This is a genomic window from Erythrobacter sp. BLCC-B19 (assembly GCF_028621955.1).
GTDB lineage: Bacteria > Pseudomonadota > Alphaproteobacteria > Sphingomonadales > Sphingomonadaceae > Erythrobacter.
In genome coordinates, this window is sequence record NZ_CP117516.1 from 1,085,665 (window position 1) to 1,106,846 (window position 21,182).

20 protein-coding genes are annotated in these 21,182 nt (G+C 66.5%); 4 read left to right on the forward strand and 16 right to left on the reverse strand.

The window, feature by feature from the left end:
- Positions 1-19: 19 nt before the first annotated feature.
- The 7 genes from PS060_RS04940 to PS060_RS04970 all read right to left on the reverse strand — a co-directional run bounded on the left by PS060_RS04940 (position 20) and on the right by PS060_RS04970 (position 6,888).
- Positions 20-1,597: a spinster family MFS transporter gene (locus PS060_RS04940; protein WP_273985909.1), complete on the reverse strand. Its 1,578-nt coding sequence runs from the start codon at positions 1,595-1,597 to the stop codon at positions 20-22.
- A gap of 48 nt (positions 1,598-1,645) precedes the next feature.
- Complete coding sequence (gene queC / locus PS060_RS04945; protein ID WP_273985910.1) at positions 1,646-2,338, reverse strand: 7-cyano-7-deazaguanine synthase QueC; 693 nt, start codon at positions 2,336-2,338, stop codon at positions 1,646-1,648.
- A gap of 50 nt (positions 2,339-2,388) precedes the next feature.
- Entirely contained in the window at positions 2,389-2,808 is a 420-nt protein-coding gene (locus PS060_RS04950; RefSeq protein ID WP_273985911.1) for a DUF3617 domain-containing protein, read from the reverse strand.
- 75 nt (positions 2,809-2,883) lie between these two features.
- Positions 2,884-3,783: an Hsp33 family molecular chaperone HslO gene (hslO, locus tag PS060_RS04955; RefSeq protein WP_273985912.1), complete on the reverse strand. Its 900-nt coding sequence runs from the start codon at positions 3,781-3,783 to the stop codon at positions 2,884-2,886.
- Between the two features lie 43 nt (positions 3,784-3,826).
- Positions 3,827-4,762, reverse strand: coding sequence for an ornithine carbamoyltransferase (argF, locus tag PS060_RS04960; protein WP_273985913.1), 936 nt, complete (start codon positions 4,760-4,762; stop codon positions 3,827-3,829).
- Positions 4,759-5,958 (reverse strand): aspartate aminotransferase family protein, encoded by a 1,200-nt coding sequence (locus PS060_RS04965; protein ID WP_273985914.1) that lies wholly within the window; start codon positions 5,956-5,958, stop codon positions 4,759-4,761. Before PS060_RS04965 ends, argF begins: the two co-directional genes overlap by 4 nt.
- Before the next feature lie 138 nt (positions 5,959-6,096).
- Positions 6,097-6,888: a cold-shock protein gene (locus PS060_RS04970; RefSeq protein ID WP_273985915.1), complete on the reverse strand. Its 792-nt coding sequence runs from the start codon at positions 6,886-6,888 to the stop codon at positions 6,097-6,099.
- A 261-nt stretch (positions 6,889-7,149) separates the two neighbouring features.
- Here PS060_RS04970 and PS060_RS04975 point away from each other — a divergent pair, with 261 nt between their 5' ends.
- From PS060_RS04975 to PS060_RS04990, 4 genes are read left to right on the forward strand one after another with little or no spacing between them, the layout of a single operon-like run.
- The gene (locus PS060_RS04975; protein ID WP_273986846.1) at positions 7,150-7,581 is read left to right on the forward strand and encodes a TIGR01244 family sulfur transferase; all 432 of its coding nucleotides are present in this window, start codon (positions 7,150-7,152) and stop codon (positions 7,579-7,581) included.
- Between the two features lie 13 nt (positions 7,582-7,594).
- Entirely contained in the window at positions 7,595-8,008 is a 414-nt protein-coding gene (locus PS060_RS04980) for a hypothetical protein (RefSeq protein ID WP_273985916.1), read from the forward strand.
- Entirely contained in the window at positions 8,001-8,960 is a 960-nt protein-coding gene (locus tag PS060_RS04985) for a sterol desaturase family protein (protein ID WP_273985918.1), read from the forward strand. The genes PS060_RS04980 and PS060_RS04985 overlap by 8 nt, the downstream gene beginning before the upstream one ends.
- 23 nt (positions 8,961-8,983) lie before the next feature.
- Positions 8,984-10,573 (forward strand): GMC family oxidoreductase, encoded by a 1,590-nt coding sequence (locus tag PS060_RS04990; protein WP_273985919.1) that lies wholly within the window; start codon positions 8,984-8,986, stop codon positions 10,571-10,573.
- A gap of 275 nt (positions 10,574-10,848) precedes the next feature.
- On the opposite strand, the gene PS060_RS04995 is transcribed toward PS060_RS04990, so the two are convergent.
- From PS060_RS04995 to PS060_RS05035, 9 genes are all read right to left on the reverse strand, one after another.
- Positions 10,849-12,285 (reverse strand): ammonium transporter, encoded by a 1,437-nt coding sequence (locus tag PS060_RS04995; protein WP_273985920.1) that lies wholly within the window; start codon positions 12,283-12,285, stop codon positions 10,849-10,851.
- Between the two features lie 13 nt (positions 12,286-12,298).
- Positions 12,299-12,637 (reverse strand): P-II family nitrogen regulator, encoded by a 339-nt coding sequence (locus PS060_RS05000; protein WP_066531788.1) that lies wholly within the window; start codon positions 12,635-12,637, stop codon positions 12,299-12,301.
- A gap of 182 nt (positions 12,638-12,819) precedes the next feature.
- Positions 12,820-13,389: a pyridoxamine 5'-phosphate oxidase family protein gene (locus tag PS060_RS05005; protein WP_273985922.1), complete on the reverse strand. Its 570-nt coding sequence runs from the start codon at positions 13,387-13,389 to the stop codon at positions 12,820-12,822.
- A gap of 20 nt (positions 13,390-13,409) precedes the next feature.
- Positions 13,410-14,279: an alpha/beta fold hydrolase gene (locus PS060_RS05010; RefSeq protein ID WP_273985923.1), complete on the reverse strand. Its 870-nt coding sequence runs from the start codon at positions 14,277-14,279 to the stop codon at positions 13,410-13,412.
- 38 nt (positions 14,280-14,317) lie between these two features.
- Positions 14,318-15,838, reverse strand: a complete 1,521-nt coding sequence (locus PS060_RS05015) for a peptide chain release factor 3 (RefSeq protein WP_273985924.1) — start codon at positions 15,836-15,838, stop codon at positions 14,318-14,320.
- A complete protein-coding gene (locus tag PS060_RS05020) occupies positions 15,835-16,587 on the reverse strand; it encodes an SDR family NAD(P)-dependent oxidoreductase (protein WP_273985926.1) in 753 nt (250 codons plus the stop codon). Before PS060_RS05020 ends, PS060_RS05015 begins: the two co-directional genes overlap by 4 nt.
- Entirely contained in the window at positions 16,584-18,971 is a 2,388-nt protein-coding gene (gene pheT, locus PS060_RS05025; protein WP_273985928.1) for a phenylalanine--tRNA ligase subunit beta, read from the reverse strand. Before pheT ends, PS060_RS05020 begins: the two co-directional genes overlap by 4 nt.
- Complete coding sequence (gene pheS / locus PS060_RS05030) at positions 18,968-20,068, reverse strand: phenylalanine--tRNA ligase subunit alpha (RefSeq protein WP_273985931.1); 1,101 nt, start codon at positions 20,066-20,068, stop codon at positions 18,968-18,970. The genes pheT and pheS overlap by 4 nt, the downstream gene beginning before the upstream one ends.
- 81 nt (positions 20,069-20,149) lie before the next feature.
- Entirely contained in the window at positions 20,150-21,067 is a 918-nt protein-coding gene (locus PS060_RS05035; protein WP_273985933.1) for a helix-turn-helix domain-containing protein, read from the reverse strand.
- Positions 21,068-21,182 lie beyond the last annotated feature (115 nt).

Below are 21,182 nucleotides of genomic sequence, written 5' to 3' on the forward strand. Positions count from 1 at the left end.
TCAGATCAGGTCAGTCGGCTTACGAGAAGACCGATTCGGCCAATTGCCCGGATGCAGCCTGCGCCCGCTCCACGATGGTCGCTTCGGCCTTGGGCAGTGTGCGGTAGGCGTAGATCAGTAGCACCAGCGAGATCGGGGCCACCCCGATCAGCGACAGCACCCCGATCCGCAGGCTCCCGCTCAGGTCCGAGATCGTCCCGACCATGAACGGCCCGAGCCCCAGCCCGACCAAGGTCGTTGCGAGGAAGAACGACGCCGTCGCCGTCCCGCGCATTCGCGGCAGGACAAGATCCTGCGTCGTCGCCGCCGCTGCACCCAGCGCGGTCGCCGCGAACATCCCGGCGAGGAAATTCATCACATAGAACAGCAAGGCGCTGTCGGTGGTGAAGCCGATCCAGATCGGAATGATGGGCGCAAGAATCCCGAACATCACGACCAGGATCCGGCCCGAAGGATTGCGCGTGCGCAGCCAATCGGACATTCGTCCGCCCAGAATCACGCCGAGGAAGCCTGAAGCCGCCCCGCAACCGCCAAGTACGAAGGCAAGTTCGCTCTTGGGCAGTTTCAGCACGGTCTCGGCATAGGGCGCCGACCAGAACGCCAGCGCATAGGCACCCAGCGACACCAGCCCATAGCCCAGCGCGGTGCAGATGAACGCCGGCGTGCCCCAGATCAGCTGGAATGTCGCCGGATCGCGGTGGCGCAAGGTCGATGCCCACGAGAACACGGCATAATAGCCAAAGGCGATCGCCCCCCATTGCTGCGGGTTCTTGGTGAGCTGGATCATCACCAGCGCAAACCCCGTCATCGCCGCGGCCATGACCAGATTGACCACGACTGCCTTCGCCCCCCGCGTGGCTGCGTGAACCAGGGTGAACGGCGGCAGCAGCATCGACAGATCGACGAAAAAGTCGAGCAAGGGGTGGCGCTCACCCGTCGCGGCATCGGGCTGGCGGACGGGCTCGCGCAGCGATGCGACCCACAAGGCCATCAGCACCCCCGGCAAGCCCACGGCGACGAAGGCCGCCTGCCAGCCCACCAACCCGCCGATCCCGCCGCCCGGATAGGCCGCATCCCACCATTTCGAGATGTTGGCGCCGATCAGCAGCGACACCCCGCCGCCGATGTAGAGCCCGGATGAATAGACCGCGAGCGCGGTCGCGCGCTGCCGGGAGGGGAAATAGTCCGAGATCAGCGAATAGGCGGTCGGGCTGGCGGTCGCCTCACCAACACCCACCCCCATACGCGCCAGCGACAGCGTCGCGAAATTCCGCGCGAAGCCCGACAGAGCGGTCATCGTCGACCACAGCAACAAGCCGATGGTCAGCAGTCGCACCCGGTGCCAGCGATCCGCCAGCCGCCCGAGCGGCACACCGAACAGCGCGTAGAACACCGCGAAAGCCGCGCCCCCGAGAAAGCCCAGATCGCCGTCGGTCAGTCCGAGATCGCGCTTGATGTCCACCGCGAGGATCGCGAGAATCTGCCGGTCGATGAAGTTGAGGATGTAGACCACAACCAGCACGCCCAGCACATACCAGCTGTAAGCGGACGCAGGCGCTTCGCTGCGGTCAGGCGCCGCCGTGGTATCCTCGCTCAAAACCGATCCCCTATCCCGTATGCGTACCCGAGACCAGCCACCGACCGGTCAGACGTTATAGCCTGTGCTATCGACAATCCCGGCCTCGGCAAAACCCTTTTTCCGCAGGCGGCAGGAATCGCACAGCCCGCAGGCGAGCCCCTCCGGCGTCGGGTCGTAACACGACCAGCTCCACGCCGGGTCAAGGCCGAGCCGGGCACATTCGCGGGCAATGTCGGCCTTGGTCATGTGTTGCAGCGGCGCATGGATCGTGAACGGCGCACCCTCCACCCCCGCCTTGGTGCCGAGCCGCGCCGTCTCGGCAAAGCTGGCGATGAATTCCGGGCGGCAATCGGGGTAGCCCGAATAGTCGAGCGCATTGACCCCGATGAACACATCGCGCGCACCCGCCGCCTCGGCACAGGCAGTGGTCAGCGCCAGAAACACCAGATTGCGCGCCGGGACATAGGTGACCGGGATATCCTCGCCGACACCGCCCTTGGGCACGTCGATCGCGTCGGTCAAAGCCGAGCCGCCAAAGGCGCGCAGATCGAGCGCGATCTGCGTGTGCCGCACCAGCCCCAACTTCGCGGCGATGCGATGGGCGGACTCCAGCTCCAGACGGTGCCGCTGACCATAGTCGACCGTCAGGCCATGAACCGCAAACCCCGCTTCCTGCGCGAGTGCAGCCGTCACCATCGAATCCAGCCCGCCGGACAGCAGCACGACGGCGAGCGGCTTGGTCTGTTCCAGATCACTCATGGCGCGGCCCTACCACGGGCGCGGTCAAACGCAATCCGGCGTCCGATCCCTCAGCACGCTCCGGTGCGGCGCGCCTCGGCGGTCATCTGGAACGGCATTCCGCTGTGAATGCCCTGGCTTTCAAGCTGCACGAGCGTGCCCGTCTCGCGGCGGATACTGGTGCGGCCATAGCCATTGCCGGGACAGGTGTACTGCACCGTAACCCGCGCCGCGCCATCCTCGACGACAAACTGGCTGCACCCGCTTTCACGGTGCATCAGCTGGATCAGCTCCGCCCCTGATTTGAGGCAGACCTTCCGATCGGGCGCGCTGCCGCGCTGCTTGATGGTCCATTCGCCCTTGGTCAGCGTGCCGAGCATGGCGAGCCCGTTCCCCTGTGCCAGCACCGGCACGGCGAACCACAGCGCTGCCCCGCTCAGGATCGCTCCCAGGGCCAGCGCGCGTTTCCTGCTGTCGGTTCGATCAGTCATGCCTGTCCTCATGCCACAATCTGCCTGCGGGGAATTGCATATATTGGCCCTTTGTGGAGCCTTTTCGACGAACGGTCAGATCGCCAGAGCGAAGGTCTTCGAGCAGAATGCGCAGTCGACCGCGATGATGCCGTCCTCGCTGCGCATCGCGGCCTGTTCGTCGGGCGGGAAGCGGGCGATGATCGTCTCGTAATGCGCCGCCGAACACCGGCACCCGCGCGAAAGGCCCGCGCCCGGCTGGACGCGCACTTCCTCTTCCTCATGGAACAGCCGCCAGGCGATCGCCTCCATCGAGAGCGCAGGGTCGAGCAATTCGTCGTGGCTGATCGTGCCAGCGATCACGGCGACGTGCTCCCAATCGGGATGGTCGAGCCGGACGTGCAGCCGCTCGCGCCCTTCCTCGCCATCGGGCAGGTGCTGCACCAGCAGCCCCGCCGCCATGCGGCCGCCGCGCCCTGCGCGGCTGGCCACGCGGATCAGGGTCGGGATCTGTTCGGACTGGCTGAAATAGCTCTCGCAGGCCTGCGACAGGCTGTCGCCTTCGAGCGGGACGATCCCCTGATAGCGCTGGCGGCCCTCGGTCTCGAAGGTGATCGCAAGATAGCCCTCGCCGAACAGCGCCGTAAGGCTCGGGTTCGCGCCGAGCGTGGCGAGACGCTCGCCGTCGAAATCGGCATAGCCGCGCACCGCACCCGCCCGGTAATCGCACACCAGCAGCTTGACGATCCCGCCCTGGGTCTGCGCCTGCAGGGTCATCTGCGCGTGTTCGCCCTTGAGCAGCCCACCCATCAGTGCGCCCAGCACCAGCGCCTCGCTGAGCAGATGGGTGATCGGCGCGGGGTAATCATGCGCCGAGAGCACCTCTTCGAGCACCCCCTCCATCCGCACGATGCGCCCGCGCGCATTGCGGCCGGGCAGGGTGAAACCCAGCAGGGTGTCGGAGAAGGTCTCGGCGGTGGCGGTCGTGTCAGTCATGCGCCGCCATATGGGGACGCATGGCGCGCGGCGAAACCCCCTGTTAGTGCCCGAGCATCCCGAAGGCCCACAGCAGCACCGATTTCTGCGCGTGGATGCGGTTTTCGGCCTCGTCGAACACCACGGATTGCGCGCTCTCGAACACGTCCGCGGTCACTTCCTCGCCGACATGGGCGGGCAGGCAGTGGAGGAACACCGCATCAGGCTTGGCCAGCGCCATCAGGTCGGCATTGACCTGATAGGGCGCCATAGCGGCGAGCTTTTCCTCGGCATGGGCCTGACCCATCGAGATCCAGGTGTCGGTGACGATCACATCGGCCCCGCGGGCGGCGGCAACAGCATCTTGCGTCAGCGTGACTGTCGCCCCGCCCGCGCGGGCGAGTTCGACGAAGGCCGGATCGGGCTCGTAGCCCGCAGGCGTTGCCACGCGGACGTTGAACTTCATCAGCCCCGCAGCCTCAAGGATCGAGTGCAGCACATTGTTGCCGTCCCCGAACCACGCGACCTCAAGCCCCGGCAGCGCCTTGCCATGCTCGATCACGGTGAGCAGATCGGCGACGATCTGGCAGGGGTGCGACATATCGGTGAGGCCATTGATCACCGGCACGCTGGCATGGGCCGCCATTTCCTCGATCTTGGCGTGATCGTCGGTGCGCAGCATGATGCCATCGACCATCCGGCTGAGCACCCGCGCGGTGTCGGCAATGCTCTCCCCTCGCCCGAGCTGGCTTGAGCCCGAATCGAGGATCAGCACAGAACCGCCCAGCTGCCGCATGGCGATGTCGAAGCTGACGCGGGTGCGGGTCGAGTTCTTCTCGAACACCAGCGCCAGCACCTTGCCCGCGAGCGGCGCGTCGGCATCGCTCGCACCCTTGGGCAGATCGGCACGCGCAGCCTTGCGATCAATGGCATCATTGATCATCGCCGCGATCGCATCGCCCCCGGCGTCGCCGAGGTTGAGGAAATGCCGGTAGGTCATGCCGGTTCAGGCACCTTGAAGCTGGCCGCGCCGGCCGACAGCTTGTCCATGAACTCGTCCATTTCCGCATCGCCGATCACCAGCGGCGGGATGACACGGATGGTGTTGTCACCCGCGGCCACGGTCAGCAGCTGGTGATGGTCGCGCAGGTGGACGTAGAACGGGCGGCTCTCCATCTTCATCTTGAGGCCGAGCATCAGCCCCTTGCCGCGCACCAGCTCGAACAGCTCGGGGTAGTTGCCGATGAACTGCTCCAGCCGCGCGCGCAGGCGCTCGCCCTTTTCGGCGACGCTGTTGAGGAACTCGTCGTTGGCGACAGCCTCCATCACCGCCGTCCCCGCCGCCATGGCGAGCGGGTTGCCGCCATAGGTCGATCCGTGGGTGCCGAAAGTCATGCCGCGTGCGGCCTTTTCGGTGGCGATGCAGGCGCCCAAGGGGAAGCCACCACCAATGCCCTTGGCGGTCGCCATGATGTCCGGCTCGATCCCGTAGTGCTCGTAGGCATAGAGCTTGCCGGTGCGCGCCACGCCGCACTGCACTTCGTCGAGAATCAGCATCAGGCCATGCTCGTCACACAGCGCGCGCAGGCCTGCCATGAATTCCTGCGAGGCGGGACGGATGCCGCCCTCGCCCTGGATCGGTTCGACCAGAATCCCCGCCGTCTTCGGCCCGATCAGCGCCTTGGCGGCTTCCAGATCGTCGAACGGCGCATATTTGAACCCTTCGAGCAGCGGCGAAAAGCCGTGGTGCATCTTGGTCTGGTTCGAGGCGGAGATGGTCGCCATCGTCCGCCCGTGGAAGGCGTTGTGGAAGGTGATGATCTCGAACCGCCCGGCATCGCCTTCGTCGCCCGCGTTCTGGTGATAGGCGCGCGCGGCCTTGATCGCGCATTCGACCGCCTCGGCGCCAGAATTGGTGAAGAACACCGTGTCGCCAAAGGTGCTGTCGACCAGCATCTGCGCGAGGCGTTCGCCCTGCGGGCTGCCGTAGAGGTTGGAGACGTGCATCAGCGTCGCCGCCTGCTGCTGGATCGCGGAGATCAGCCCTTCGTGCGAATGGCCGAGCAGGTTGACCGCGATGCCGCTGGCGAAATCGAGGTAGCGGGTGCCGTCCTCGTCGATCAGGTGGCAGTGCTCGCCGCGCACCGGCCGGACACCGCAACGCGGATAGACGGGCATGAGCGGAGTAATCGACATGATGCTGTTTCCTGAATGCAAAGCGTTTTGGGGAAAATGAAACGCAAATGGCGGCCCTGAACCAGAGCCGCCACCTGCTTTACCGTTTAATCTTCCGCTTCCCCCCGGTCAAACCGCGGGGAGCGGCTTGCGGCTGGGTCAGCCTTCGATCGGTGCCAGATTGACGGCGGAGTACTTCCCGCGTCGATCGACTTCGAGATCGAATTCGTAGCGCTCGCCTTCATTGATGGCAGAGAGGCCCGAACGCTCGACCGCGCTGATGTGGACAAAGGCGTCCGGCTGGCCATCATCGCGCACGAGGAAGCCGAAGCCCTTCATCGCGTTGAAGAACTTGACCGTGCCCTTGGCGCGCTCACCGGTCAGCTCGCGCTGCGGTGCGGCAGGCTTTGCCGCCACGGCGATCACGTCACCCACGACCTGCAGATCCTGCGCCGACACCTTGCCGCCGCGATCCACGAGGTTGTACTGGAGCTCCTGCCCTTCGGCGAGGCCTTCGAGGCCGGCACGCTCGACCGCGGAGATGTGCACGAACACATCTTCCCCGCCGCCATCCTGCTGGATGAAGCCGAAACCCTTCTGGCTGTTGAAGAACTTCACGGTGCCCTTGCCGGTGCCGACGATCTGGGCCGGCATACGGCTGAAACCGCCGCCGCCGCCACCGCCGCCGCCGCCCGGGCCACGCGGGCCGCCGCCGAAGCCGCCGCCACCGCCGCGCGGTCCGCCACCGCCGCCGCCGTAGCGGTCACCACCGCCACCGCCGCCGTAGCGATCTCCGCCGCCGCCGAAACGGTCACCCCCACCGAAACGGTCGCTTCCAAAGTCGCGGGGGGGCGGAAAACCGTCATTCCCGCCGCCAAACGGATCGAAGCCATCTTCGCCGAAACCGTCGCGCTTATCGCGTCCGCGCCGGCGTCCCCTATCGTAACCCATAGATCAGTACGTACCTTGCCACACTGCCCGCTCTCCATTGCGCCGATGCCGTGGACAGTAAGCCGCACCGGACACAGACGCGCCGAGCTTGATGTCCGGTGCGCACGTCGGGTCAGGTATAGCGCACAAAAGCTTGCTTTGCGAACGAAATTACCGGGCGGCCTGCGCCCCTTCGCCGTAGCGGCATGGGCAAGCTTGTGCCTGCCACAAGCTTTGGGCATGACATCAGCCAACGACACCGCAGAAAAGCAGGACAGACCGATGAGCGATTTCCGCCGCCTCAACGAAAATGTGATGGTGAGCCCGCAACTTGCGCTGGAGGATATCCCCGCCGCCGCAGCATTGGGCGTGGCGACAATCGTCAACAACCGCCCCGACGGCGAGGAGCCTTCCGCACCGCAGGGTGAGGATATTGCCGCTGCCGCGGCTGCCGCCGGCCTCAACTATGTGGCGATTCCGATCGGTCATTCGGGTTTCTCCGAACCACAGGTCGACGCGATGATCGCGGCGATGGAACAGGCCGAGGGGCCGATTCTCGCCTATTGCCGTTCGGGCACCCGCTCGACCCTGCTGTGGGCGCTGGCGAGCGCCAAGCAGGGTGAAAACCCCGACACCATCGCCCGCACCGCAGCGCAGGCAGGCTATGACGTCAGCCCGATTCGCAGCCTGATCGATATGCTCAGCCAGCGCTGAGGCCTCTGCTGCGGTGGAACTTCTGATTCAGACCGCCGGCTCGCTCGTCGCGATCCTCGCGCTGGCGGGGCTGGCGTGGTGGATGAAGCTTGGCGGCAACCCTGCGCTGGACAGCGACGCCGCCGTGCGCCGCGCGGCGGGCGAGGTCGAGGATGGCTTCGCTCCGGTTGCGACCGCCCATGACGGCAAGGCAGCGCTCGCCCGCGATGCGCAAGGACGGATCATGGTGATCAAGCGCCATGGCAACCGCTTTGCCGGACGCGTGCTCGGCCCCGCGGCCAGCGCGCGGTTGTGGCAGGATCGCGGCGAGGCCGCGCTCGAAGTCGATCCCGGCGAAGCGCGCTTCGGCACGGTGTTCTGCGACATCCCCGATGCGCAGGCTTGGGCCGATGCGATCAATCGGGTAAAGATGCCGCAGGATGCCTGACTTCAACCCCACCCAATATGCCGTGCCGCTGTTCGTGCTGGCGGTGCTGGCCGAGATGATCTGGGCCAAGCTGCGCGCGCCCGAGGCCTACGAGCCCAAGGACACGCTCGTCAGCCTCGCCTTCGGGCTCGGCTCGACTGTGGCGGGCGCGCTGCTGGGCGGGTTCGCGCTCACGGTGTTACTTGCCGCCTACGAATACCGCATCTTCGATTTCGGCCCCCAATGGTGGGCGGTGTGGTGGGCGTGGCCCGTTTGCTTCGTGCTCGACGATCTCAAATATTACTGGGTCCACCGCGCCGGGCACCGCATCCGCTGGATGTGGGCGTCACATGTGAACCACCATTCGAGCCAGCACTACAACCTCTCCACCGCCCTCAGGCAGACGTGGACGGGGATGTTCACCTTCGGCTTCCTTTTCGCGGTGCCGCTGGTGCTGCTGGGCTTCCACCCGGCGATGATCGCGATCTGCGGCGGGTTCAACCTCATCTACCAGTTCTGGATCCACACCGAGGCGATCAAGCGGATGCCGCGCTGGTTCGAGGCGGTGATGAACACACCCTCGCACCACCGTGTCCACCACGCGACCAACCCGCGTTATCTCGACACCAATTACGCAGGCGTGTTCATCGTCTGGGACAAGATGTTCGGCACCTTCACGCCGGAAGTGGACGACGAGACAATCCGCTACGGGATCGTCAAGCAACTGGGCAGCTTCAACCTCTTGTGGTCGGTGTTCCACGAGTGGATCGGGATGCTGACCGACATCTGGCGTGCACCGTGGAAGCACAAGCTGTCCTACCTCCTGCGCGAGCCCGGCTGGAGCCATGACGGCAGCCGCGAGACCTCGGACATGATCCGGGCGAAGTGGCAAGCGCGGGTCGGCACTGTTGCGCCACTCGCAACTTCAGTAGCGGATCGAAACCCGATTGCAGGCAGCGCAGAAGCTGCCTAATCTCGCCCGCAAAGGGAGAGATCATGGAAAGTTTCGACTACATCGTCATCGGCGGTGGCAGCGCGGGCAGCGCTGTGGCCGGGCGTCTGGCTGTGGACGGCACCCGCCGGGTGTGCCTGCTCGAAGCGGGCGGCCGCAACGACAATGTCTTCATCAAGACGCCGGGCTTCATGCCCTTCATCCCCGAAAAGTCGAACTACCGCTATGAGACCGTGCCGCAGAAGGGACTGAACGGCCGCACCGGCTACCAGCCGCGCGGGCGCGGGCTCGGCGGCTCCTCGGCGATCAATGCGATGGTCTATATCCGCGGCAACCGCTGGGACTACGACAACTGGGCGGCCGAGGGCTGCACCGGCTGGGCCTATGACGATGTGCTCCCCTACTTCCGCCGCGCCGAGGCGAACGAGCGCGGGGGTGATGATTTCCACGGCGCGGGCGGGCCGTTGTTCGTCGAGGATCAGAAGCACGCCAACCCTGCCTCTCACGCCTTTGTCGATGCCGCCGCCGCGCTCCAGCTGCGCACCAACAGCGACTTCAATGGCGAGCGGCAGGACGGCTTCGGGCTCTATCAGGTCACCCAGCACAAGGGCGAACGCTGGTCGGCGGCGCGCGCTTACGTGGAGCCGATCCGCGATGCCGGGAACTTCGCGGTGCGCACCGACACGCTGGTCGAGAAGCTCGTCATCGAGGGTGGCCGCGTTACCGGCGTGAAGATCCGGCGCGGCGGCGCGAGCGAGACGTTGATGGCCCGCCGCGGTGTCATCCTGTCCGCAGGGGCGTTCAACTCGCCCCAGATCCTCATGCTGTCAGGCATCGGCCCGGCCGATCACCTCAAGGCTCATGGGATCGATGTGGTGGTGGACCGCGCAGGAGTCGGCAGCAATCTGCAAGACCATATCGACTATGTCTCCGGCTGGGAGACGACCAGCGACGTGCCGATCGGCAGCACCCTCAAGGGCACGCTGCGGATGGCCGCCGCCGTGATCGAACACCGTCGCAAGCGCACCGGGGTGATGACCACCTGCTATGCCGAGGCAGGCGGGTTCTGGACGGTGATGCCCGATAGCCCCGCACCGGACGTGCAGTGGCACTTCGTCCCCGCGGTGCTGGAAGATCACGGGCGCGAGAAGGTGAAGGGGCACGGCTTCTCGCTCCACGCCTGCGTGCTTCGCCCCGAGAGCCGGGGAACCGTGCGCCTCGGCAGCGCGGACGCGGCGGCAGCGCCGGTGATCGATCCCAATTTCCTCGCCGACGAGCGCGACATGGCGGTTTTGCGCGCAGGCGTGCGCCTGTCGCACCGCATCGCCGAGGCGCCGCCCTTGCAGGCCTTCGGGCCAAAGGATCGCCACCCGGTCAACCTGCATGATGACGCCGCGCTCGACGCTCTGATCCGCAGCCGGGCCGACACGGTCTATCACCCGGTCGGCACCTGCCGCATGGGGAGCGACGGGGATGCCGTGGTCGATCCGACGCTGAAGCTGAACGGCCTCGAAGGCCTGTGGGTGGCCGATGCGAGCATCATGCCCAAGCTCGTCAGCGGCAACACCAACGCGCCGAGCATCATGATCGGCGAAAGGTGTGCCGACTTCGTGATGCAGGCTGAGAAGTCCTGAGACCCAGCGAGCCATAAAGCGCAGTTCCGGCCCGCCAACGGACGGGCCGCAAGCGCGACCGCGCGCCCGCAGGCGCTCGTGCGGAGCACGAAACGCGCCGAGGACGACCCCGCGGAGGCGGGGTCGCAAAACAAGCATCAAACAAAAAAGGGCCGGAGGGCTTATCGCCACTCCGGCCTTATTCAGTTTGTTCGTTCGCAGGAGGAACAAGGTGAGGCGGGGGGAGGGGAGAGGGAGAGAGAGGCCTCCCCCCGCCAAGCTTGGTGGCAAGGGGCTTAGTTGTAAGCCCGCTCGCCGTGTTCGGAGATGTCGAGGCCGTTGGTTTCGGCTTCGGCGTCGGGGCGCAGGCCCACGGTGACCTTGAGGATCAGGAACAGCGCGGCCGAGACGACGCCGGTCCACAGGATCGTGGTGCCGACCGCCCAGCACTGGGTGATCACCTGGCCGACGAGGTCGTATTCGCCAGCCACCGCCACCGGCGCGGTGTAGTCGATCCAGCCCTGGCCGCCGAGCGCCGGGTCGGCGACGATGCCGGTCCCGATCGCACCGACGATGCCGCCCACGGCGTGGATGCCGAAGACATCAAGGCTGTCGTCGTAGTTGAGCTTGTTCTTCACCGTGGTGACGAAGAAGTAGCAGACCACCGAAGCCACAGCGCCGAGGATGATCGCGGTGCCGGGGTGGGCAAAGCCTGCCGCCGGGGTGATCGCCACGAGGCCGGCCACCACACCCGAGACCCCGCCGAGCAGCGACGGCTTCTTGTGGGTGATCTGTTCGATGATCGCCCAGGCTGCACCCGCTGCCGCAGTGGCGACGAAGGTGTTGATGAAGGCGAGCGCGGCGAAGGCGTTGGATTCGAGCGCCGAGCCGGCGTTGAACCCGAACCAGCCGATCCACAGCAGGCTGGCGCCGATCATGGTCATCACCAGGCTGTGCGGGGGCATGGGCTCCTTCTTGTAGCCGATGCGCGGGCCGATCACGATGCAGCCGATGAGGCCAGCGATGCCTGCATTGATGTGCACCACGGTGCCGCCAGCGAAGTCGAGCGCGCCCCAGCCCCACAGCAGACCGGTGTCGGTCGGCGCGGTGTGCAGGAAGTCCGGGCCGGCCCAGTACCACACCATGTGCGCGATCGGGAAATAGGCGAGCGTCATCCACGCGACCACGAAGATGATCAGCGGGGTGAACTTCACGCGCTCCGCGAAAGCGCCGACGATCAGCGCGGGCGTGATGCAGGCGAAGGTCATCTGGAACATCACGAAGACGAGCTCGGGCAGGTAGACCCCGTTCGAGAAGGTCGCCGCGAGCGAGGTGACGCTGACCCCCTTGAGGAAGGCCTTGTCGAGCCCGCCGAACAGCGACGGGAAGGGCGTGCCGGTCGAGGTGAAGGCCATCGAATAGCCCCAGCCGAACCACACCAGTGCCGCGACGCAGACGATGGTCAGCACCTGCATCAGCACGCTCAGCATATTCTTGGCGCGCACCAGGCCGCCGTAGAACAGCGCGAGGGCGGGAACGCTCATCATCAGCACCAGCGCGGTCGAGACCATCATCCAGGCGACATCGCCCTTGTTGACCATCTCGGCGGTGGGCGTGAACACGGCAGGCGCGGCGGCGGCGGCGGCATCAGCCGCGGGCGCGGCGAAAGCCGGCGCAGCAAGGAATGCCGCCCCGGTCGCGACCGTCGCAAAAGTGGAGAGAATGCGCTTCATCGATTGGGTCCCCTTACAGCGCGGTTTCGCCGGACTCGCCGGTGCGGATGCGGGTGGCGGATGCGAGATCGAGCACGAAGATCTTGCCGTCGCCGATGGCGCCCGTGTTGGCGGTCTGCTGGATGGTTTCGACCACCTGCGCGGCGATTTCGTCGCTGGCAGCGATCTCGAGCTTCACCTTGGGAAGCATGTTGGTGGAGTATTCTGCACCGCGGTAGATTTCGGTCTGACCCTTCTGGCGTCCGAAGCCCTTGACCTCGGTCACGGTCATCCCGGCGATGCCGATACCGCTCAAAGCTTCACGCACGGTGTCGAGCTTGAACGGTTTGATGATGGCGATGATGAACTTCATCTGTGGCCCCTGTTGCACCGGATCGGTTCCGGCTGAGGGAGTCACAGCAACAAGCGTGCCAAGATTGTGTAACAGGCCTGACGCAATGGAATCAGCGCGTTTCTTCGCACCTGCGGGATAATACCTGCCTAATTTTTAATCAGGTGATTAACACTTGGGCAAGATTTTCGCGCAAGCGCGGGTCACTCGCCCGCGATGTAGCGATCCGTCGCGCGGGTCGGCAGACCGTCGATGCTGCTGGTGCGGGTCGCCATCTTGGCCTCCCATTGCGCGGGATCGGACTGGCGGTGCGCCTTCTTGAGCGTCTCGCGCTCGCCCTCCAGCGCCATGAAGGGCACGCCCCAGCCGCAGGAGGACTGCACGCTCTCCACGGCAATGTCGAAGATCTGGCGGGTGCCGGGCATCAGGGTGAAATGCGCCGCGAGCGCCTCCCACTCCGCGTCCTGCGGCAGCACCGCCTGCCCGCGACCATAGATGCGCAGGATCAGCGCGGGCTGCTGGAAGTTGCAGAACATCACCGTGATCCGGCCTGCGTCGGCTTGGGCTGCCGCGAGATGCGCGTGAGTCTCGTTCCCCGATCCGCCAAGGTCGAGATAGGCGACCCGGGTGGGCGAGAGCACGCGGAAGGCGTCATAGCCCTTGGGGCTGAGGTTGATCCGCCCTTCCGCCGCCGCCGTCGCCACGAAGAACACCGGCTGGGCGGCGATCATGGCGATGTGCTTTTCAGTCAGCGCCTCGGTGAAATCGGCCATCGGACGCTCCTTTCAAGCCGTCAGAGGAAATCGCGCAAGGTGGCGATGAAGCGGTCGAACTGGTCGTGGTGGAGCCAGTGCCCCGCTTTCTCGAACTCGATCACGCGCGCGGTCTTGAAGTGCGCGATGCGCCCGTCCTTCTCCGGGTTCGAGGCCCAGCTATCGGCCCCGTAGAGCAGCAGCGTCGGGCAGGTGATCGCCCCCCACAGCGCCTCGACGAATTCATCGCCGATGTCCTCGACCGGCCAGACGTTGAGGTGGGGGTCGAACTTCCAGCTATAGGTGCCGTCCTCGTTGCGGTTGACCCCGTGGACGGTCAGATGGCGCGCCTGCTCCTCGGTGAGGTAGGCGTTCTCCTCGATCATGCGGGCGAAGGCGGCTTCGATGCTTTCATATTTGCGCGGCGTGCGCCCGGCGGCCTTGCGCTTCTTCTCGATCCATTCGGCGAGGCGTTCGGGATAGGGCTGGCTGCGCTGCTTGGCGCGGTATTCGGGCGAAGGGCCGAGGCCTTCGATCGCGACCAACTTGGTCACCATGTCGGGGAAGGCACCGGCATAGCGCAGCGCGACATTCCCGCCCATCGAATGCGCCACCATGCGCACCGGACCGACGCCCAGCTGGTGGATCAACTGCGCCAGATCATAGACCATGTCGGCGGCAGAATAGACCCCGTCCGAAACCCAGTCGGAATCGCCATGCCCGCGGTGGTCCATGGCGATGACATGGTAATCCTCGCGCAGCGCCTCGGCGGTCCAGTCCCACGAGCGCGCATGATCGCGGCCCCCGTGCACCAGCACCAGCGGCGGCTTACCCCGGCCACCCCAGTCGAGGTAATTGAGCTTGAGGCGCTGCGAGATGAAGCTTTGCGAGGTTGGGCCGGTGTCGTGCATGGGTGATGCCATGCCGCGAAGCCGCTCCGCCCGCAAGACTAGCGTTCCTTGGTTGCCGAGAAGGTAAGCTCGGGGTTCTTCTCGACCTGATAGGTCACGTCCCACGGGCTCTTGGCCATGAACACCATGTCCCCGTCGCGGTCCTTGGCAAGGTTGGCGCGGTTGAAGCTGGCGAAATCGTCGAGCGCCTTCGTATCCCCCTTGATCCAGCGCGCGGTGGCGAAGGGCGAGGGTTCGAGCACGGCCTCGACCTTGTATTCGGCCTCGAGCCGGGAGATCAGCACTTCGAGCTGAAGCTGCCCAACCACGCCGACGATATGGGCTGAGCCGATCTCGGGGTAGAAGACCTGGATCACGCCCTCTTCGGAAAGGTCGTCGAGCGCCTTCCTGAGCTGCTTGGTCTTGGTGGGATCCTTCAGCTGCACACGGCGCAGGATTTCCGGCGCGAAGTTGGGGAGGCCCGTGAAGCGCACTTGGTTGCGCTCGGACAGGGTGTCGCCGACCCGCAGCGTCCCGTGGTTGGGGATGCCGATGATGTCGCCAGCCTCGGCCGTGTCGGCGAGCTCGCGGTCCTGCGCGAAGAACAGGATCGGTGAGTGGACGGCGATCGGCTTGCCGAGGCCGCTCGGGGTCAGCTTCATGCCGCGTTTGAAGGTGCCCGAGACCTGCCGCATGAAGGCGATGCGGTCGCGGTGGTTGGGGTCCATGTTGGCCTGCACCTTGAAGATGAAGCCGGTGACCTCGTCGCGTTCGGGGCTGATCTGCTCCTCACCCGCAGGCTGGGGCCGGGGCGGAGGGGCAAACCGGGCGATGGCGTCGATCAGCTCGGTGACGCCGAAGTTCTTGAGCGCCGATCCGAAATAGACCGGGGTAAGGTCGCCATGGCGGAAGGCCTCGAGGTCGAATTCGGGATAGCCGCCGCGCGCCAATTCGATCTCGTCGAGGAAGCGCTGGGGGATGGCGGCGGTGTCACGGGTGCCGAGGAACTCGCGGCTCGGCCCTTCGGGGCGGCTGATGGTTTCGGTGGCGAAATCAAGCAGCCCCTCGAACTCGCCGCCCATGCCGATGGGCCACATCTGCGGCGAGACATCGAGCGCCAGCATGTCGGCGACCTCGTCCAGCGTCTCGAAGGGATCGCGGCCCTCGCGGTCGACCTTGTTGACGAAGGTGAGGATCGGCACCGAGCGCAGACGGCACACCTCGAACAGCTTGCGGGTCTGCGGCTCGATCCCCTTGGCCGCGTCGATCACCATCACCGCCGAGTCCACCGCCGTCAGCGTGCGGTAGGTGTCCTCGGAGAAGTCCTCGTGACCCGGCGTGTCGAGCAGGTTGAAGACGATTCCGTCCTTCTGGAAGGTCATCACCGATGACGTGACCGAGATCCCGCGCTGCTGCTCGATCTTCATCCAGTCCGACCGCGCCCGCCGCGCCGCGCCGCGCGCCTTGACCTCGCCCGCAAGGTGGATCGCGCCGCCCTGCAACAGCAGCTTCTCGGTAAGCGTGGTCTTCCCCGCGTCGGGGTGCGAGATGATCGCGAAGGTGCGGCGGTTGGAGGTCACTGGGTGTCGCGTGCAACGCGGAAGCCCGCGAAGTCCTGGTTGACCGGCATCAGCTCGATGCGGTTGATGTTGAGATGCGGCGGCAGGCTGGCGATCCAGCCGATGGTGTCGGCGATGTCCTCGCCGGTCATCGGGTTGACGCCCGCGTAGAGCTTGTCGCTGGCGTCCTGGCTGCCGGTGCGCACGAGGGTGAATTCGGTCTCGACCATCCCCGGCTCGATGCTGGTGACGCGCACCCCGGTGCCGTGCAAGTCGGCGCGCAGGGCGAGCGTGAAGTGGTTCACGAAGGCCTTGGAGCCGGCATAGACGTTGCCGCCCGGATAGATGTAGCTCCCCGCCACCGAGCCGATGGCGATGATCGCGCCCTTGCGCTCGATCAGCTGCGGCAGGAGCTTGCGGGTCAGCACCACCATCGCGGTGATGTTGGTGTCGATCATGGTCTGCCAGTCATCAAGGCTGGCGTTCTGCGCCGCCGACAGCCCCTGCGCGAGGCCCGCGTTGTTGACCAGCAGATCGATGGCGCGGAAGTCCTCGGGCAGGCCCGCGAGCGCGGCGTCCAGCGCGGCGGTGTCGCGCACATCGAAGCACAAGGGCAGCACCTTGTCCGCGCCGAGTTCGGCGACCAACGCGTCGAGCCGCTCCTGCCGCCGCCCGGTGGCGACGCAGCGCCAGCCGTCCTTCACAAGACGGCGCACCGTGGCGAGGCCGATTCCGGCGGTGGCGCCGGTGACGAAAGCGGTCTTGCTCATCCGCGCAGCTCCCCGCCCAGCTTGGCAGCGGCCGCGACGACCTTTTCGGCGATGGCCTTGAGGTCGGCATCCTTGAAGCTCGCCTCGCCCGGCTGGAGGGTGACTTCGACCGCGATGGACTTGTGGCCCTCGGGCACGCCTTGTCCTGCGAAGACGTCGAACACGCGCACGCCGGTGATGAAGGCCTTGTCAGCGCCCTGCACCGCCCGCACCAGATCGCCCGCAGCCAGTGTCGCCGGGACGAGGAAGGCAAAGTCGCGGGTCACGGCTTGCAGCGCCGGGGGCGTGAAGCCGGGGCGAGCAAAGGCTGCACCCTTCTTGGCCGGGATCGCGTCGAGGAACAGCTCGACCGCCGCAATCGGCCCATCGGCATCGAAGGCCTTGAGGGTCGCAGGATGCACCATCCCGAAGCGCGCCAGCACCACCTTGGGGCCGAGCCGCAGGGTGGCCGACTGGCCCGGGTGGAACTGCGGCCCCGCCTCGCCCATCACCATCAGATTGGCGACCGGCGCGCCCGCCGCTTCGAGCAATGCAAGCGCGAGCGCCTTGGCGTCATAGGCGTCGAAGGGCTTGGCCTTGCCGCTTTGCCAGCCGCGCGCGGTCTTCTCGCCCGCGAGCACGATGCCCAGCGTCGGCTTCTCGTCGCTGAGGCCGTTCGCGCCCCGGAAATAGCGCCGCCCGATCTCGAACAGGCGTGAGGAGGCAGCGCCGCGATCGGCATTGCGCTTGGACGCCATCAGCAGGCCGGGGAGCAGCGAGGGGCGCATCGCCTTCATGTCCTCGCTGATCGGATTGGCGAGCACCCAGAGCGGCTGGTCGGAGCCGAAATGCTCCGCCGCCCAGGTGGGCAGGAAACTCCACGTCACCGCCTCGTTCAGCCCGCTCGCGGCGGCTGCACGGCGCAGACCGCGCTCCAGCTTCTGCTGCGGCGTTGCGGTGGGGCGGGCGACGCCCTCAACCCGGGGGAGCGCGACGCTTGCGACCTTGTCGAGGCCGTGGATGCGCACGACTTCCTCGACCAGATCGGCCGGGCCTTCGATATCGTGCCGGCGCAGCGGGCAGGTCACCTGCCAGTCGGCCGAAACCGCGAAGCCCAAGCTTTCGAGAATGCGCTTCTGCTCGCCCTCGGGCACATCCACCCCGCCGAGGCGGAGCGTCTGGCCGGGGTCGAAAGCGACAACCTTCGCGTCAGACGGCGGCGAACCGGCACGGACTGTCTCGCTCGGCGTGCCGCCTGCCAGCTCGACGATCAGGCCGGTGAGCAGATCGAGGCCCGCATCCAGAAACTCAGGGTCGACCCCACGCTCGAACCGCGTGCGCGCGTCCGACGACAGGCCGAGCTTGCGCCCGGTCGCGCCGATGCGCGCAGGATCGAAATAGGCGATTTCGAGCAGCACATCCGTGGTGCTCTCGGTGACGCCCGAATGCTCGCCACCCATGATCCCGGCGATATCGTGAACGCCCGCGTCATCCGCGATCACGACCATTTCGCTGTCGAGCGTATAGGTCTTCTCGTTGAGCGCCAGCACCTCTTCGCCGTCCTTCGCCCGCCGCGCGACCACCGCGCCCGAAAGCTTGGCCAAGTCGTAGGCGTGCGCCGGACGCCCATGCCCAAGCATCAGGTAGTTGGTGAGGTCGACCAGCAGCGAGATCGGACGTTGCCCTGCGCTCTTCAGCCGCGCCTGCAGCCAGTCGGGCGAGGGGCCGTTGGTCACGCCCTTCACCACGCGGCCATAGAAGGCGGGGCAGCCCTCGGCATCGTCGGTGCGGATTTCGACCGGGCACGCGCTGCTCGCCGCGAAGGCAGGCATGGCGATCGGCTTCAGCGTCCCCAGCCCCTTGGCCGCGAGATCGCGGGCGATGCCGTAAACGCCCATGCAATCCGGGCGGTTAGGGGTCACGGCGACCTCGATCACCGGATCGCTGCCGTGATAGGCGGCGAAATCGGTGCCGACCGGCGCATCGTCGGGCAGTTCGATGATGCCGTCGTGATCCTCGCCCAGCTCCAGTTCGCGGGTCGAGCACATCATGCCGTTGCTCTCGACGCCGCGGATCGCGCTCTTGCGCAAAACCATGCCATTGGCGGGGACGACCGCGCCGGGCAGGCCCAGCACGCCCTTCATCCCCGCGCGCGCATTGGGCGCGCCGCACACGACCTGCAGCGGCTGGCCGTCTCCGGTGTCGACGGTGAGCACCTGTAGCTTGTCGGCATCGGGGTGCCGCGCGGCGGTGAGCACGTGAGCGATGCGGAAGCCCGCGAGCTTTTCTGCCGGGTCTTCCACGCCTTCGACTTCAAGCCCGATGGCGTTGAGCGCGTCGCAGATGTCCGCAACGGTGGCGTCGGTTTCAAGGTAATCCTTGAGCCAGGTCAGCGAGAACTTCATGCGCGTGCTCCCACACCAGCGGAGAGGGTCGGCTGGTCGAAGGGCGAGAAGCCGTAATGCGCCAGCCAGCGCGGATCGCCGTCGAAGAAGGCGCGCAGGTCGTTCATCCCGTATTTGAGCATCGCGATCCGGTCGATCCCGAGGCCGAAGGCGAAGCCCTGCCACTCCTTGGGATCAAGCCCGGCAAACTCCAGCACGCGGGCGTTGACCATGCCGCTGCCTCCCAGCTCCATCCACGCATGGCCCGGCGCATCGCCGTGCCCGCCGACCACGCGGCGGCCGCCTTCGGTAGAGTAGCCGACATCGACCTCGACGCTCGGTTCGGTGAAGGGGAAGTAGCTGGGGCGCAGGCGCAGGGTAATGTCCTCGCGCTCGAAGAAGGCCTTGAAGAAGGTCTCCAGCGTCCACTTGAGGTGGCCGAGGTGAATATCCTTGTCGATCACCAGCCCTTCGACCTGATGGAACATCGGCGTGTGGGTGGCGTCGCTGTCCGAACGGTAGACCCGGCCCGGGGCGATAATGCGGATCGGCGCGCCCTGATCGAGCATCGAGCGGATCTGGACGGGGGAGGTGTGAGTGCGCAGCAGCACATCCTTCCCCTCGGCGGTCTTGTCCGGGAAGTAGAACGTATCATGCATCGCCCGCGCGGGGTGGGTTTCGTCCATGTTGAGCGCGGTGAAGTTGTGCCAGTCGTCCTCGATCTCGGGGCCAGTCGCCACGGCGAAGCCGAGGTCGGCGAAGATTTCGGCGAGTTCGTCCATGACCTGCGAGACGGGGTGCACCGAACCCTTGGGCGCGGCCACGGCGGGCAGCGTCAGGTCGACCGTTTCGCGCGCCAGCTGCTCTTCCAGCGCGGCAGCCTCCAGCGCGGCCTTCTTGGCATCAAGCGCCTCGGCAATGGCCGCGCGTGCCGACTGGATCGCGGGGGCAGCGGCGGTGCGCTCCTCGGGGCTCATGCCGCCGAGCGTCTTCAGGGCAAGGCTCACCCAGCCCTTTTTGCCGAGCGTTTCGAGCCGCTCGGCCTCAAGCGCATCGAGGGTGGTCGCCGCCGCAATCGCGGCCAGCGCGGCCTCGGTCTGGGATGTGATATCGGTCATGGTTTCGGGCGTTCTGCGCAAAGGAAAATGTGGCCCCGCCCGCTAGCGGCAAATCACCCGGATTGCAAAGCGCCAGTCAGGTCAGGCGGCCTGCGGCGGCGCGGTGTGACCGACCGGCGAGTGGAGACCCTGCACCGCCGTGCCCGCGACGGCCATGCGCGCCTGCGCCGCGGCGGTCAGCAGCGGCTTGTCGGCCTTGGCATAGGCCGAGGGGCACATCCCCATGAACCGCCGGAAGTCGCGCACGAAATGCGACTGGTCGTGATAGTGGCAATCGAGCGAACCCAGCCAGGTGCGCGAGGGATCGAGCATGAAGCGCGAAAGGCTCCTCAGGAACCGCTGGCGGCGCAGCAGCAGCTTGGGCGGAAAGCCGAAGGCGCGCGCCGACAACCGTTCGACCGAGCGCACCGTCATCCCCAGACGGGTGGCGAGATCGACCACGGAGAGGACGTCGGGATCGACCAGCGCGGCATTGAGCGCGAGGATCGGCGCCTCATCGATCGGCGGCGCATCCGCGAAAGCCTGCGCCATGTGGGTCTCGATCAGGGTCAGTTGACTGTCCCAGTCACCGTCGCTGGCCGCCAGCGCTGCGGCGAGCGGCCCGAGCGGGGCGAACACCGGGTCGGCAGCGCCATCGACCGAGCGATCGGCATAGTCGCTGGCCGGCACCCCGCGCAGCAGCCGTGCCCAACCCAGCGGCAACAGACCGATCCCCCAGCTATAGCCCGTCCCGATCCGGAAGCGCACGGCGCGGCTGGTCGGGCCGGTCACCGTGAAGCCGGGGCAGGCCTCAGGCTCACCCGCCCCGACCACCGACTGCGCCGCACCCCTGGCGAGAAAGCGCAGGTTTGCCCATTCGGGGTGCAGCCAGTCCTCCAGCCAGCGCGCGCGCGGCGCACAGATCACGTCGGTGCGGTAATAGGTCGTGACATAGGGGCGCAGTGCGGGGCTCGGCAGGGCGAAGCGCAGATGCACCAATTGTGTCGCCGGCATGTGCATATGTGACCACCCCCTGACCACCGTGTGACCGCCATAGTCGGCGCGTCGTGTCCTTACAACGTGCCCGACTGACAGCAGCTTACAATCCCCGGTTCAAGGGGTCGGGGGGAGATGA

Coding starts and splice junctions, on each gene's coding strand:
- PS060_RS04985 (WP_273985918.1), top strand. CDS start 8,001: ATGCCTGACTTCAACCCCACCCAATATGCCGTGCCGCTGTTCGTGCTG.
- hslO (WP_273985912.1), bottom strand. CDS start 3,783: ATGACTGACACGACCGCCACCGCCGAGACCTTCTCCGACACCCTGCTG.
- argF (WP_273985913.1), bottom strand. CDS start 4,762: ATGACCTACCGGCATTTCCTCAACCTCGGCGACGCCGGGGGCGATGCG.
- PS060_RS05035 (WP_273985933.1), bottom strand. CDS start 21,067: ATGCACATGCCGGCGACACAATTGGTGCATCTGCGCTTCGCCCTGCCG.
- PS060_RS04975 (WP_273986846.1), top strand. CDS start 7,150: ATGAGCGATTTCCGCCGCCTCAACGAAAATGTGATGGTGAGCCCGCAA.
- pheS (WP_273985931.1), bottom strand. CDS start 20,068: ATGACCGATATCACATCCCAGACCGAGGCCGCGCTGGCCGCGATTGCG.
- PS060_RS04990 (WP_273985919.1), top strand. CDS start 8,984: ATGGAAAGTTTCGACTACATCGTCATCGGCGGTGGCAGCGCGGGCAGC.
- PS060_RS04950 (WP_273985911.1), bottom strand. CDS start 2,808: ATGACTGATCGAACCGACAGCAGGAAACGCGCGCTGGCCCTGGGAGCG.
- PS060_RS04970 (WP_273985915.1), bottom strand. CDS start 6,888: ATGGGTTACGATAGGGGACGCCGGCGCGGACGCGATAAGCGCGACGGT.
- PS060_RS05010 (WP_273985923.1), bottom strand. CDS start 14,279: ATGCACGACACCGGCCCAACCTCGCAAAGCTTCATCTCGCAGCGCCTC.
- PS060_RS04965 (WP_273985914.1), bottom strand. CDS start 5,958: ATGTCGATTACTCCGCTCATGCCCGTCTATCCGCGTTGCGGTGTCCGG.
- PS060_RS05005 (WP_273985922.1), bottom strand. CDS start 13,389: ATGGCCGATTTCACCGAGGCGCTGACTGAAAAGCACATCGCCATGATC.
- queC (WP_273985910.1), bottom strand. CDS start 2,338: ATGAGTGATCTGGAACAGACCAAGCCGCTCGCCGTCGTGCTGCTGTCC.
- pheT (WP_273985928.1), bottom strand. CDS start 18,971: ATGAAGTTCTCGCTGACCTGGCTCAAGGATTACCTTGAAACCGACGCC.
- PS060_RS05000 (WP_066531788.1), bottom strand. CDS start 12,637: ATGAAGTTCATCATCGCCATCATCAAACCGTTCAAGCTCGACACCGTG.
- PS060_RS04995 (WP_273985920.1), bottom strand. CDS start 12,285: ATGAAGCGCATTCTCTCCACTTTTGCGACGGTCGCGACCGGGGCGGCA.
- PS060_RS05020 (WP_273985926.1), bottom strand. CDS start 16,587: ATGAGCAAGACCGCTTTCGTCACCGGCGCCACCGCCGGAATCGGCCTC.